General features: G+C 67.7%; 11 protein-coding genes. 4 read left to right on the top strand and 7 right to left on the bottom strand.

Annotation, left to right across the window (positions count from 1 at the left end; genetic code table 11):
- Nucleotides 1-7: 7 nt before the first annotated feature.
- Complete coding sequence (locus ACW7G2_RS01265; RefSeq protein ID WP_456971907.1) at nucleotides 8-1,918, bottom strand: ATP-binding cassette domain-containing protein; 1,911 nt, start codon at nucleotides 1,916-1,918, stop codon at nucleotides 8-10.
- 123 nt (nucleotides 1,919-2,041) lie between these two features.
- On the opposite strand from ACW7G2_RS01265, the gene ACW7G2_RS01260 reads away from it, so the two are divergent.
- Complete coding sequence (locus ACW7G2_RS01260) at nucleotides 2,042-2,869, top strand: glycoside hydrolase family 19 protein (protein ID WP_456971905.1); 828 nt, start codon at nucleotides 2,042-2,044, stop codon at nucleotides 2,867-2,869.
- 5 nt (nucleotides 2,870-2,874) lie between these two features.
- A complete protein-coding gene (locus ACW7G2_RS01255) occupies nucleotides 2,875-3,423 on the top strand; it encodes a hypothetical protein (protein ID WP_456971903.1) in 549 nt (182 codons plus the stop codon).
- A gap of 13 nt (nucleotides 3,424-3,436) precedes the next feature.
- On the opposite strand, the gene ACW7G2_RS01250 is transcribed toward ACW7G2_RS01255, so the two are convergent.
- Nucleotides 3,437-4,999 (bottom strand): protein adenylyltransferase SelO, encoded by a 1,563-nt coding sequence (locus ACW7G2_RS01250; protein WP_456971901.1) that lies wholly within the window; start codon nucleotides 4,997-4,999, stop codon nucleotides 3,437-3,439.
- Nucleotides 5,000-5,126: 127 nt separating this feature from the next.
- On the opposite strand from ACW7G2_RS01250, the gene ACW7G2_RS01245 reads away from it, so the two are divergent.
- Both ACW7G2_RS01245 and ACW7G2_RS01240 read left to right on the top strand, forming a co-directional pair.
- Nucleotides 5,127-6,911 carry a DEAD/DEAH box helicase gene (locus tag ACW7G2_RS01245; RefSeq protein ID WP_456971899.1) on the top strand — a complete coding sequence of 595 codons (1,785 nt, stop codon included), beginning with the start codon at nucleotides 5,127-5,129 and terminating at the stop codon, nucleotides 6,909-6,911.
- A 78-nt stretch (nucleotides 6,912-6,989) separates the two neighbouring features.
- A complete protein-coding gene (locus ACW7G2_RS01240; RefSeq protein ID WP_456971897.1) occupies nucleotides 6,990-7,727 on the top strand; it encodes a glycosyltransferase in 738 nt (245 codons plus the stop codon).
- A 42-nt stretch (nucleotides 7,728-7,769) separates the two neighbouring features.
- On the opposite strand, the gene ACW7G2_RS01235 is transcribed toward ACW7G2_RS01240, so the two are convergent.
- The 5 genes from ACW7G2_RS01235 to ACW7G2_RS01215 form a co-directional block, all read right to left on the bottom strand.
- Entirely contained in the window at nucleotides 7,770-8,231 is a 462-nt protein-coding gene (locus ACW7G2_RS01235) for a hypothetical protein (RefSeq protein WP_456971895.1), read from the bottom strand.
- Between the two features lie 12 nt (nucleotides 8,232-8,243).
- Nucleotides 8,244-9,014 carry a sulfurtransferase gene (locus ACW7G2_RS01230; RefSeq protein ID WP_456971893.1) on the bottom strand — a complete coding sequence of 257 codons (771 nt, stop codon included), beginning with the start codon at nucleotides 9,012-9,014 and terminating at the stop codon, nucleotides 8,244-8,246.
- Between the two features lie 75 nt (nucleotides 9,015-9,089).
- Nucleotides 9,090-10,667: a leucyl aminopeptidase gene (locus tag ACW7G2_RS01225; protein ID WP_456971891.1), complete on the bottom strand. Its 1,578-nt coding sequence runs from the start codon at nucleotides 10,665-10,667 to the stop codon at nucleotides 9,090-9,092.
- A gap of 138 nt (nucleotides 10,668-10,805) precedes the next feature.
- Complete coding sequence (locus ACW7G2_RS01220) at nucleotides 10,806-11,171, bottom strand: DUF6164 family protein (protein WP_456971889.1); 366 nt, start codon at nucleotides 11,169-11,171, stop codon at nucleotides 10,806-10,808.
- Nucleotides 11,171-13,240, bottom strand: a complete 2,070-nt coding sequence (locus ACW7G2_RS01215) for a prolyl oligopeptidase family serine peptidase (RefSeq protein ID WP_456971887.1) — start codon at nucleotides 13,238-13,240, stop codon at nucleotides 11,171-11,173. Before ACW7G2_RS01215 ends, ACW7G2_RS01220 begins: the two co-directional genes overlap by 1 nt.
- Nucleotides 13,241-13,330 lie beyond the last annotated feature (90 nt).

The following is a 13,330-nucleotide window of genomic DNA, read 5'->3' as shown; positions in this document are numbered from 1 at the left end:
ACCCGGCTCAGTCTGAGACGGCGCTCTCCAGCGCTTCCCAGCGGGCATAGGCTTCATCGAGCTCGGCCTGCGCGGCTGCCACAGCCTCGTTGTGGGCGGTGATCGCGTCGCTGTCCTGGCGGAAGAATTCCGGATCCGACATCGCCGCGGTCAGCGTCGCGACCTGTTTTTCCAGCGCTTCGACCCGGGCGGGCAGCTGTTCCAGTTCCCGGGCGTCTCGATAGCTGAGTTGCCTGCGTGGCTGCGGTGCAGGCGATAGCGCCGCACTGGCAGGTGCCTGCTCTGCGGGTGCCTTCTGCGCGGCACGCCCCGCTGAAGGCTGCCAGCGCAACCACGAAGTATCCCCCTGGCCCAGCCAGTCGCTGTAGCCGCCCACGAACTCACCAACCTGGCCGTCGCCTTCCATCGCCAGGATCGAGGTGACCACGTTGTCCAGGAAGTCGCGGTCGTGGCTGACCAGAAGCATGGTCCCGGCGTAATCGGCCAGCAGCTCCTCCAGCAGTTCCAGCGTCTCCACGTCGAGGTCGTTGGTGGGTTCGTCGAGCACCAGCAGGTTGGACGGCTGGGCAAAGAGCTTGGCCAGCAGCAGGCGGTTGCGCTCGCCGCCCGACAGGCGGGTGATGGGCGCCCGGGCGCGCTCGGGCGTGAACAGGAAATCCTGCAGATAGCCGATCGCATGCTTGCGGGCGCCGTTGACCTCGACGAACTCGCGGCCTTCAGCCACGTTTTCCAGGGCGTTCCAGTCCTCGCGCAGGGTGGCCCGGTACTGGTCGAAATAGGCCACCTGCAGGCGGGTGCCGATGTGCACGCTGCCGCGCTGCGGCTCCAGCTCGCCCAGCAGCAGACGCAGCAAGGTGGTCTTGCCGCTCCCGTTGGGGCCGATCAGGCCAATCCGGTCGCCGCGCATGATGGTGGTGGAAAAGTCATGCACCAGGGGACGCTCGCCGTGGGCGAAGTGCACGTTCTTGAGTTCCACGACCTTCTTGCCCGAAGCCTCGCCCTGGGCCGCCTGCATCCGCACGTTGCCCGATTGCTCGCGGCGGGCGGCGCGCTCGTTCCGCATCGCCTCCAGCCGCCGCACCCGGCCTTCGTCACGGGTGCGCCGGGCCTTGATCCCCTGGCGGATCCAGACTTCTTCCTGGGCGAGGAATTTGTCGAAGCGTGCTGCCTGCTGCGCTTCGGCGTGCAGCCGCTCTTCGCGCCTGCGCAGGTAGTTGTCCCAGTCCCCGGGCCAATCAGTCACCTGGCCGCGATCGATCTCGAGGATGCGGGTCGCCAGCGCGCGCAGGAAGCGCCGGTCATGGGTAATGAATACCAGCGAGCCGGACCAGTTGCGCAGGAACTCCTCGAGCCAATGGATGGCGGCGATGTCCAGGTGGTTGGTCGGCTCGTCGAGCAGCAGCACCTCCGGGTCAGAGACCAGCGCCCGGGCCAGCAGGACGCGGCGCTTGAGGCCGCCCGACAGGCGCGCGAATTGTGCGTCCCCATCCAGCCCCATGCGCTCCAGGGTGGCTGCCACGCGCTGGTCCAGGCTCCAGGCGCCGGCAGCCTCGATCCGCGCTTGCACGACGGCGAGCGCATCGGTATCGACGGGATCGGCATGGGCCAGACGGTAGAACTCGGCAAGCACGCCGCCCAGCTCGCCCAGGCCGTCTGCAACAACGTCGAACACGCTGCCGCCGGCATCTCCGGGCACCTCCTGCTCGAGCCGGGCCACGCGCGCCCCGTCCTGCACGCGCACCTTGCCGTCGTCGGGCAGCAGCTCGCCCGACAGCACCCGCAGCAGGGTGGATTTACCGGCACCATTGCGCCCGATCAGGGCGATTCGCTCGCCTGCGGAAATCGACAGGCCAACCTTTTCAAGCAGCAGCGGACCGCCGACGCTGACGTCGACGCCTTCAAGAGTAATCAAGGACATCCGTACATATTAAGGCTTCTCTAGGGCTTTCCCTAGCTGTGCTTCACGGCCGTCTCTGGTCTCATTGCCCCTGGACACCCATCCTCCGGCATGAGCGGAGGCTCCCAGGACAGGAGCACCAGCATGAACATGGCCGTCTCTCCCATCAATCACACGCCGGCCCAGCTGGCGAATGACGCCGGCGCCCGCACCCACACGGTGCAGTACGGCGACATGCTGTCGGCACTCGCGGTGCAATACGGGATCCCGCTGCAGCAGCTCATCCAGGCGAACCCGCAGATCCTGAATCCCGACCTTATCTATCCCGGGGAGCAGATCCAGCTTCCGACCGCGGACAGTGCTCCTGCGCCATCGGGCCAGACCACGCTTGCTTCCAACCACACGCCGGCCCAGCTTGAACTCAACGGCACCGCCGCTGGTGCCGCGAACGGCGTAAGTGCGGCCCAGCTCATGCAGATCGTGCCCACGCTCAGCGCCGACCAGGCCCCGGCCATCGCGCAAAGCCTGAACGTGGCAATGGCCGAGGCCAACATCAATACCCCGCAGCAGCAGGCCATGTTCATCGCCCAGCTGGCCCACGAGAGCGGCGGATTCCATTACATGGAAGAAATCGCCAGCGGCGCTGCCTACGAAGGCCGCTCGGACCTGGGCAACACCCAGGCCGGCGATGGCGTGCGTTATAAGGGTCGCGGCTACATCCAGGTGACCGGGCGCTACAACTACAGCCAGGCAGGCCAGGCGCTGGGCCTGGACCTGGTCAACAACCCGGGACTGGCGGCAAAGCCGGAAAATGCCGCCCGCATCGCTGCCTGGTACTGGACCAGCCGCGATATCAACGAGACTGCCAACACCGGTGACTTCGTCCAGGTCACGCGCCTGATCAACGGCGGGACGAACGGGCTGGCCGACCGCCAGGCCTATTACGCCCGCGCGCAGGCCGCCCTGGCCTGATCAGCGTGAAGCCCGCCGTCGCCTGCGCCATGGCCCTGCTGTTGGCTGCATGCACAGGCACCACGACCGGACCGCCGGCGCAGCAGCTTGCCGAACCCGCAGCTGCCACACCCACAGCCTCCGCGCCGTCCGCAGCGCCGCCCGCCTGCAACGCCGGCGAGACGGTGGTGTTCGGCTGCGCGACCGGAGCGGATTCGGGCATCGCCCTATGCGGTTCGGCCAATCACACACACCTGCAGTACCGGGAATCCGGTGACCAGGCCGAATCCGGCTGGCCCGCCGATGATGTCCACGCCGCGGAGGTCTTCCGCTCGGGCACCCTGATGTATTCCGGTGGCGGCGGCGCATTCCTGCGTTTTGAACGCGACGGCCTGGCCCACACCCTCTACACCGGCATTGGACGCGGCTGGGAAAAAGCCGGGCTAGTGGTGAAGCAAGGCAACCGGACCGTGCGCGAGGCGGAGTGCGAAGGCGAGGTGGTGTCCATCATCGGACCGGAGTTCTTCGAACAGGCGTCGATCCCCGCCGACGAGTCCGGATTCGAAATTCCCTGAGTACCGGCGCGGCTCAGGAGCTGCAGGAAAGCATTGAACACCCCGCCCGCTCGCGCGCCCATTCCGGGCGTCGTACGGCGTATGCATCCCTGCCCGGCTGCACCTCAGACGGCCGCCGCAGCACCTCCATCAGCTCATGGACGCCGCTGTCATCGCCCTGCTCCGCCCGGTCAATGGCCTGCTGCAGCAGCCAGTTGCGCGGCACATACACGGGATTGGCCGCATCCATGCGCTGGCGGCGCTCATCGGGTGACAACGGATCCAGGACCAATCGGACGGCATAGCGCTGCAGCCACTCGTCAAACCCCACCCGGTTGGCCTCGAGCTTGCCGCGATCATAGAACGCATGCTCCAGGCCTTGCAGGGAACACGCATCCGGCTCAAGCGAGGACAGGGCGCGGAAAAACAGGGTCATGTCGACCTCTGCTTCCGCCATCAACGCGTGCAGCTCCGCGAGCAGCTGATCATCCTGCTCGCCCTGCCACTCCGCAAATCCCAGCTTGTGGGCATTCATCCTGCTGTGCGCGGCGGTGAAAGCTTCCGCATAGCGGTCCAGGCCCGCCTGCAGCGGCGCCACCCCTGCAAACAACGGCGACAGCGCCTGGGCCAGGCGCGACAGATTCCAGTGGGCGATGCGGGGCTGCCAGCCGAACCGGTAGCGCCGGCCCCGGGCGTCAGTGGTGTTTGGGGTCCAGTCCGGATCGAAGTCCTCGACCCAGCCGTACGGGCCGTAATCGATCGTCAGCCCCAGGATCGACATGTTGTCGGTGTTCAGCACGCCATGCACAAAGCCGACGCGCATCCAGTGGGCCACGAGGATGGCGGTGCGCTCGCATACGGTTGTGAACCACTCCCCATACAGCGCTTCCCCCTCGCCCTCCAGCTCCGGGAAGTCGCGCCGGATGCAAACGTCCACCAGCCGTCGCAGCAGTCCGGTCTCGCCACGCGAGTACGGCAGTTCGAAGCTGCCGAAGCGCAGGAATGAAGGTGCGGCCCGACACACCACCGCCCCCGGCTCGTCGCGCGGATTGCCGTCGTAGAACATGTCGCGCTCGATCATCTCGCCCGTGGTCACCAGGCTCAGCGCGCGCGTGGTCGGTACGCCCAGATGGTGCATGGCCTCGCTGCACACAAACTCCCGGAGGGACGAACGCAACACCGCACGCCCGTCACCCATGCGCGAATACGGCGTCTTTCCGGCGCCCTTGAGCTGTAGCTCCCATCGAGCGCCTGCCGCGGTGATCGCTTCGCCCAGCGTGATTGCCCGGCCATCGCCCAGCTGCCCGGCCCAGTGGCCGAACTGGTGCCCACCGTAGTTGGAGGCGAACGGATCCATCCCGGGCAACAGCGCGTTGCCGGCAAACACCGCGGCAAATTCCGGGCTGGCCACATCGGCATCGGATAATCCGAGCGCGGCCGTCATTTCCCGCGAATGCGCCAGCAGTCGCGGCGCCCGGACCGGGGTAGGCTCTACCCGGGACCAGGCGGCCCCAGGCACCTGCCGCAGCCGCGGCCCGGTCTCCGGATCGCCCGGCAGCTCACGCAAAAACACATTGTCGAAACGCAGCTCTCGCATCCGGTGAAGCCTACCAGTCGCGACGCAATCGCCCTGCGAGTGCAAAGCCCGCCTCCCGTTCACCGCAACCAGCGTAAAATAGGCGCGGCCCGAACGGCCCCCAACGGCGCCGATGCATCTGACGCCGATGAGCGCTGATTCTCCAAAACCCCTGTTTTCCGATTTTTCGCTGCCCGAACCGCTGCTGCGCGCCCTGACGGACGTCGGCTACGAGTCCCCTTCCCCGATCCAGGCGGCCACCATTCCGCCCCTGCTGGAAGGCCGTGACGTGCTGGGCCAGGCCCAGACCGGTACCGGCAAGACCGCCGCATTCGCCCTGCCGATCCTGGCCCAGGTGGATGCGCGGGCCAAGAAGCCGCAGGCACTGGTGCTGGCCCCCACCCGGGAGCTTGCCATCCAGGTGGCTGAAGCCTTCCAGACCTATGCCCGCCACCTGCCCGGCTTCCAGGTGCTGCCGGTGTACGGCGGCCAGGGTTACGGTCCGCAGCTGGCCGCCCTGCGGCGCGGCGTGCACGTGGTCGTGGGCACTCCCGGACGGGTGATCGACCACCTGGAGCGCGGCACCCTGGACCTGTCCGAGCTGCGCTGCCTGGTGCTCGACGAAGCCGATGAGATGCTGCGCATGGGCTTCATCGACGATGTGGAGACGGTGCTCAAGAAGACCCCGGACAATCGCCAGGTGGCGCTGTTTTCGGCCACCATGCCGCAGCAGATCAGGCGCATCGCCCAGACCTACCTGAAGGATCCGGTCGAGATCGCGATCAAGGCGACCACCTCCACCGCCATCAACATCCGCCAGCGTTACTGGATGGTCAGCGGCGTGCACAAGCTCGATGCGCTGACCCGGATCCTGGAGGCGGAACCGTTCGACGGGATGATCGTGTTTGCCCGCACCAAGGTTGCCACCGAAGAGCTGGCCGGAAAGCTCGCCGCCCGGGGATTGGCCGCCGCGGCGATCAACGGCGACATCGAACAGAAGCAGCGCGAGCGCATCATCGCCCAGCTCAAGGACGGGCGTATTGACGTGCTGGTGGCCACCGACGTGGCCGCGCGCGGGCTGGACGTGGACCGCATCAGCCACGTGCTCAACTACGACATTCCCTACGACACTGAAAGCTACGTGCACCGGATCGGCCGCACCGGCCGCGCCGGGCGCAGCGGTGAGGCGATCCTGTTCGTCACCCCGCGCGAGCGCGGGATGCTGCGCGCGATCGAGCGCGCCACGCGCCAGCCGATCGAGCAGATGGAGCTGCCCAGCGTCGAGGCGGTCAACGAGCGTCGGGTGGAAAAGTTCATGGACCGCATCGGCACGGGGCTGCAGGCCGACGATCTGGGCCAGTTCCGCGAGCTGATCGAGCGCTACGAGCGCGAGCACGACGTGCCGGCGATCGAGATCGCCGCGGCCCTGGCCAAACAGGTGCAGGGCGATACCCCCCTTCTGCTGGATCCGCCGCGCGAGCGGCCGAAGCCGCCCAGACAGATGGACTATCAGGCCAGCGCCCCGGCTTCCGGTGACAGCCGGCCACCGCGCGCGCCTCGACCACGGGAAATCGGTACACGACCGGCTGAAGTCGGCATGGAGTCGTTCCGCCTCGAGGTGGGCCACGCCCACGGCGTGAAGCCGGCCAACATCGTCGGCGCGATTGCCAACGAAGCCGATCTGGAAAGCCGCTATATCGGCCGCATCGACATCCGTGACGACTACAGCCTGGTGGATCTTCCCGAAGGCATGCCGCGCGAAATCATGGATCACCTCAAGCGCGTCCGCGTCGCCGGCCAGCAGCTGCAGATGCGCCGGGCCACGGCGGAAGACCAGAGCGAGGCGCGTCAGCCGGCGCGGCGCGGCTTCGCCCCCCGTCCTCACGGCAAGCCTCCGCACCAGCGCGGCCCCGGAGGCAAACCCCGCGGCTGAGCCAGCCGACCGCACGCCCGTTCACCCATTGCCGACCCGCCCGGGCCACACTGGGCGGCCACCGGCAAGGGAGGCAGCGTGCGGCTTTCCATCATCATTCCCGCCCATGACGAGGCGCCGCTGATCGGCGCCACGCTGGACTCCCTTGCCCGGTCCACTGACTGGCTCGGAGACGGGGTCGAGATCATCGTGGTGGATGATGCTTCAAGCGACGGCACCGGCGCGATCGCGCGGGCACGCGGTGCACGCGTGCTGCGGGTGGAAGCGCGGCAGATTGCAGCCGCCCGCAATGCCGGCGCCGCCGTTGCCCGCGGGGAAAGGCTGCTGTTCGTGGATGCAGACACCCTGGCCAACCCCGAGGTGGTGACCGCGCTGATGGCCGCCATGGACCGCGGCGCGGCCGGCGGTGGAGTGGCCGTGCGGTTCATGCGTCCGCTGCCGCTGCACATGCGGATCTTCGAATCGGTGTCGATCCTGCTGTTCCGCCTGGCCGGGGTGACTCCCGGCTGCTTCCTGTTCTGCACCCGTCGGGCGTTCGACACCGTAGGTGGTTTCGACGAGGGCCTGTACGTGACCGAGGATGTCCGCTTCGGCCGTGCCCTGCGGCGGGCCGGCCGGGTAGTGATCCTGCGCGAGCAGGTCTGCAGTTCGGCGCGCAAGATGCGGACCTACTCCCTCGGCGAGAAGCTCCGCTTCATGCTGGGTTTCATGCTTGCACCAAGGCGGGTGTCACGCGATCGGGAACGGCTGGAACTCTGGTACGGACCTCGGCGTCATGAAGACCCGGAGCCCGGGAAACCGCGCAAGACAGACTGATGCAGCCAGCGCCGGGCAGAATCGGACGGGCCTGTCCCCGGCTTACATTTCGGTCCGGTTGATCGAATCGCGCTCTTCCGGCGCGACCATGGGATCCACTCCGGCTTCGGAAGGAGAGCCTGCGCCTTCTGCCGGCTCACCCGGCAGCGGCTCGGGCAACGGTTCGGGCAGGGGCTGCGGCAGGCTGGTATCGGCGGGCGCCGGATCCTGTCCCTGCAGCCGCTCCATCACGCCTTCCACCACCCCGTCCACCACCCGCTCTCCGAGCACATCGGTCACGCGCGCAGGGGTGAAGACGTCCTCGATACGCTGGCCGCCGAGGTCGGGGCCGAACACGTACACCAGGTCCGACAGCGTCGGCCAGCCCAACAGCGGCGCCGTGAACCAGTACGCGCCCACCAGCACCACCAGCCACATCAGCAGCCGCAGTGCCGCTCCGATCAGCTTGAATGCCAGGTACACGCCCAGTACCACCAGCACCAGGCCGATCCAGTTGAGCTCCACCTCAGCCGCGCCTCATGCCCGCACCGGCGCCGTGTCGGCGGGGACATCCCCCTCCACCCGTGGCTGCAGCGCAGGATCCAGCGCCACCCGGTCGTCGAACACGAAGCACTCCCCTTCGTAACCAAGACCGCCCACGTGCTCGAAATAGCCGAGGATGCCGCCGTCGAGCTGCAGCACGTTGTCCATGCCCTGGGCACGCATCCACAGCACCGCTTTCTCGCAGCGGATGCCGCCAGTACAGAAGCCCACCACCGTGGATTCTTCCAACGCGGGGCGGTGCGGCGCCAATGCATCGGGAAGCTCGGTGAAATTGTCGATGGGCAGGGTCAGCGCGCCGGCGAAGGTGCCGTAGTCCACTTCCTCCCGGTTGCGGGTATCCAGCAGCACCACGGGACGGCCGCTGTCATCGGCCCCCTGCCCGATCCAGCGGGCGAGGTCGGCCGGCGCCACCGCGGGCGCGCGGCCCAGCAGCGGATCCGCCTGCGGCCCCTTGCGGAAGCTGATGATCTCGCGCTTCACCTTGACCTTCAGCCGCCCGAAAGGCTGCGCGGCGCTGCGGCTGTATTTGGCCTGCAGCCCCGCAAGGGCCGGAATGGCACGCAGCTGGCCGAGAAAAGCCTCGATCGCGTCGTCCGCGCCGGCCAGGAAGATGTTCACGCCTTCCGGTGCAACCAGAACCGTGCCGCGCAATGCGCCGGTTTCGGCCCAGTCCCGGATGTGGCCGGCGAGCGTCCCGGGGTCGTCGATGACAGCGAAATGATAGGCGGCGATATTGGTCAGCATGCGCCGATTGTACGACCGGGCGCGCCGCTCTCGCGACGCACCCGGTCAGAAGCAGCCGGCCACAGCCGGCTGGGATCAGTTTGCGGGGGCCTGGTTTTCGTGGTTCTGGCGCACGTATTCATCAAACAGGCGCACGCCGAATGCGGTGGCACCCGCCGGAGAGGTCGGCTTGCCGCCGGACTCGATCCAGGCCATGCCGGCAATATCCAGGTGTGCCCACGGGCGATCCTTGTCCACCCATTCACCGACGAAATGCGCGGCCGTGCCGGCGCCGGGGCCGCCGCCGCCGTTGCGCATGTCGGCGATCGGCGAGCTCAGACGGCTTCCGTATTCGGGCAGCATCGGCATGCGCCACACCCGATCACCCGAGGATTCCCCGGCCGCTTCCAGCTGGGCGGCAAGGTCGTCGTGGCGGCTGAACAGACCCGCGTAGTCAGCACCAAGCGCGCCGACGATGGAACCGGTCAGCGTGGCGATGTCGATGACCACTGCCGGGTCGTCACGGTCCTGCACGTACCAGAGTGCATCCACCAGCACCATGCGCCCTTCCGCGTCGGTGCTCATGATTTCGTACGTCTTGCCGGCGGCGGTACGGATCACGTCGCCCGGGCGCGCCGCGGTGCCGGAAGGCATGTTCTCGGCCAGTGCTGCCACTGCGACCGCATTCACCGGGGCGCGGCGGCCCGCCAGGGCCTTGATCGCGCCCACCGACACCGAGGCGCCGGTCATGTCGTACTTCATGCGCCACATGCCGCTGGATCCCTTGATCGAGATGCCGCCGGTATCAAACGTGATGCCCTTGCCTACGAATGCCACCGGCGCGTCGCCGGCGTTGCCGCCGTTGTAGCGCACCACCATCATGCGCGGCGGGCGCTGGCTGCCCTGGCCGACGGCCAGGATGCTGCCCATGCCCAGGCGCTCCATGGCTTTCTCGTCCAGCACCTCGATGGTCACGTTGGGCAGGCCGTCCAGCGCTTCACGAGCGCGTTCGACAAAGGTCTCGGGCCAGATCACGTTGCCCGGCTCGGTCACCAGGTCGCGCGAGAAGGCGACCGCTTCGGCCACCGGCTTCCACTGCGACTCATAGTCCGCTGCCGCGGCGGCGCCGGCGGGGGTGCGGATGACCAGTTCGCCCTGTCCGGCGCGCGACGAGCCATCACCCTCGTCGGACTTGCTGCGGTACTTGTCGAAACGGTACTGGCCCAGCGCTGCACCAAAGGCGATGCGTGACGCCACGCCGGCTTCCTCGCCCCGCCACAGCACGTCGATACGCGGGGCGGTGCTGCGCGCGCCGTCCTGTCCCAGCAGGCCGCCGAAATCCTCCAGCACCCGCGGGGTCACTTCGTCCTTGCCCACGCCGATCAGCAGCACGCGGTCAAAGTTGCCGATACCCGGCAGATCCAGCTTGCTCTCGCTGCGGCCCTTGAAGCCGGATGCATCCACCGCACGCTGCAGCGCGCCACCGGTGGCGGCGTCCAGATCGGCGAAGGCACCGCTGGCCACGTTGCCTTCGCGCACCGGAATCGCCACGGTGCCGGTTTCCGGCACGGAGTAGGCGTCAAAACGGATGTCGCGCTGGGCCGCCGCAGGCAATGCAACGCTGGCGATCAGGAAAGTGATTGAAGCAACAAAAGCGAAGCGACGTCGGGACATGAAAACTCCGGCAGGCGAAACAGGGCGACCACGGCGCGGATGCCAGCGGTCACCATCGGGGATGATTGGCTTGTTGAAACCTTATAACAACGCGACCCTGGCCGTGCCGTGCCGTTGGTCATGCGGCGACACGGCGCCCTAGCGGGAAAGCAGGTAAGCCGGCAGCCCCATCAGGGCGAGCAGCAGCAGGATGCCAAGGACCCGCGCCAGCACCCAGCCAGGCCGCTCGCGCATCATCGTGGCGAAGGTTTCGGCGGTTCCGTCACGCATGGCGGCCTCGTGCTCAGCACGCATCTTTTCCTGGCGTCCAGTCTGGTAGGTGGCCATCAGCCGCTTGGCCTCCTGGATGTCGGAGTCGTGCTTGACCCAGATCGCACCGAGCGAAATCCCGAACAGTCCGGGCCGGGTCTCGTACCAGGCAATGCGATTGGCATCCAGCATGGCCCGGACCTCATCGGCCTCATCGTCCGGCACGTGGCGCAGGTTGAGCAGCAGCTTGGCCATCAGGATTCCCCCTCGGCCGGCAGCTGGTAGTCAATCCCATACGGTGCCGGCTCACCGCCGGGTCCGTTGAGGTAGTGCTCCATCCAGCGCATCAGGCGCAGTGAGTAGTCCCAACGCGACGCCGCGCGCGCGTTGCCGTGGCCCTCACCCGGATACAGCACCAGCCGCACCGGCGCCTGGCCAGCCAGCTGCAGATAGCGGTACATCATGTACGACTGTCCGACCGGCACCCGCGGGTCGTCCTCACCGTGCAGGATCAGCGTGGGCGTACGCGACTTGTGCGCGTGGGTGATCGGGCTGGCCTGGCGGAACGCCTCCGGATCCTCCCAGGGCCACTTGCCCATGTGCACCAGGTGCTGCTCATAAGGGATATCCCCGCTGGTCACCAGGCTGGCCTGGTCGGAAATGCCCACGAACATCACCGCAGCCGCAAACCGCTCGCTGTAGTACGTCGCGCCCCAGGCGCTGGCATAGCCGCCGTAGGAGCCACCGGTGATCCCCACCCGATCCCCATCCACGAGCCCGGTTGCGATCAGATGATCGACGCCATCCACCAGGTCATCAAACTGCTCCATGCCCGGGCGGCCCCGATCCAGCTTGGAAAACTCCACGCCGCGCCCGGTGCTGGCCCGGTAGTTGGGGAAGAAGCTGGCGAAACCCCGGGCTGCGGCATACTGCGCAGGCTGCGAGTAGCCGGTCAGCCAGCCGTTGGAATAATGCGATTCCGGCCCGCCATGGACCACCAGGATCAACGGCACCCGCTCATTACCGAGCCGATCAAGCGGATGCACCAGTACGCCCGCGATCTCCAGGCCGTCGCGGGCGGCGTAGCGCACCACTTCGTGCCGGGCTAGGCGCACGTCAGCCAGCCAGGGGTTGCTGTCGGTCAGCCGCCGCGCCTGCTGCCCGCCCGTCGCGACCTCGGCCGCCGCAACCTCGCCCGCAGCGATATGGAAGACTTCGGCCGGATGTTCCGGTGATTGCCCCACCAGGGCGAGGTCACCGCCGGCGGATGCGCTCAGCGCACCCCAGATCGGCCCGCCTGCGACCAGTACGGTGCGGTCCCCGCCACCATCCACGCCAATTTCGCCAAGCCGGGTATCCACCCCCTCGTGGCTCACGTAGACCAGCGTTTCCGCATCGCGCCAGGCTACGCTCCATACATGGCCTTCCAGCCCCGGCAGCAGATCACGCTGGGCTCCGCCGGTATTTCCGACCACGGTCAGGCGGCCTTCGCGGGGATCGTTCTCATCGGCAGCGGAAATGATCGCGAGGTGCGAGCCATCCGGGCTCCAGGCCAGCTGGCCGAGCTTGCCGGGATTGTCCACGCGCCCCAGTTCCCTTCCCTGCAGGTCGATAATGCGGACCCGCGCAAATACCAGGGTGTCGTCCGTCAGCTGCCGCGGCGTCACCACCAGCGCCATGCGGTCGCCCGCCGGGCTCCAATGCACCGACTGCACGCTGCCCTCCAATTCGATCAGGCGCGGCTCGGCATCCGGCGCGTCCAGCTCGGCGGTCCACAGTTCGATCGGGCGCCAGTCCTCTTCGTACACCTTCTGGGTGAAACCCTTGCGGCGCAGTGCCTTGAGCTCATCGCTTTCCGGCTGCTGGGCCAGCAATGCTGCGCGACGGCCGTCCGCCGACAAGCTGAAACCGGTGATGTTGCGGTCAAGCTGCGCCACCCGGATCGCCTCGCCGCCCTGCAGCGGGATCCGGTACAGGGCGCGGCCGTCGTCACCATCGCGGCGCGCCAGGAACCCGATGTGCCGTCCGTCCGGGAACCACTCGACCGCACCCACGCTGGATTCGCCGGTGATGAACCCGCGGCTGTTGCCGCTGCGATCCACCACGTGCAGTTGGGTCCAGACGCGACCGTCCACTTCCACGCCGGGGCGACGGGGCACGCTCAGCACGTAGGCAACTTCAGAGCCGTCCGGGCTGATCGCCGCGCGCGTGACCGACCTGGTCTGGGCAATCTGCTCCAGGCTCATGCCGTCGCGGGCCTGCGCCGCCAGGGACAGCGGGATAAAAGCCAGACAAGCCAGCAACAGCAAGCGCCATCGAGCCATGGTGCGGATTCCGTATTCAGGGCCCAGCACTTTGCCACAGCCGCCCTGCGGCGATAAACCGGAGCCCCCTGGAACACCGGTGCGGGTTGC

This window comes from Luteimonas sp. A277 (assembly GCF_054052045.1).
The sequence above is the reverse complement of the archived record's forward strand: the minus strand, read 5'-3'. Positions and strand labels throughout refer to the sequence as shown.

Coding starts and splice junctions, on each gene's coding strand:
- ACW7G2_RS01220 (WP_456971889.1), bottom strand. CDS start 11,171: ATGGCCAAGCTGCTGCTCAACCTGCGCCACGTGCCGGACGATGAGGCC.
- ACW7G2_RS01230 (WP_456971893.1), bottom strand. CDS start 9,014: ATGCTGACCAATATCGCCGCCTATCATTTCGCTGTCATCGACGACCCC.
- ACW7G2_RS01225 (WP_456971891.1), bottom strand. CDS start 10,667: ATGTCCCGACGTCGCTTCGCTTTTGTTGCTTCAATCACTTTCCTGATC.
- ACW7G2_RS01260 (WP_456971905.1), top strand. CDS start 2,042: ATGAACATGGCCGTCTCTCCCATCAATCACACGCCGGCCCAGCTGGCG.
- ACW7G2_RS01265 (WP_456971907.1), bottom strand. CDS start 1,918: ATGTCCTTGATTACTCTTGAAGGCGTCGACGTCAGCGTCGGCGGTCCG.
- ACW7G2_RS01215 (WP_456971887.1), bottom strand. CDS start 13,240: ATGGCTCGATGGCGCTTGCTGTTGCTGGCTTGTCTGGCTTTTATCCCG.
- ACW7G2_RS01250 (WP_456971901.1), bottom strand. CDS start 4,999: ATGCGAGAGCTGCGTTTCGACAATGTGTTTTTGCGTGAGCTGCCGGGC.
- ACW7G2_RS01245 (WP_456971899.1), top strand. CDS start 5,127: ATGAGCGCTGATTCTCCAAAACCCCTGTTTTCCGATTTTTCGCTGCCC.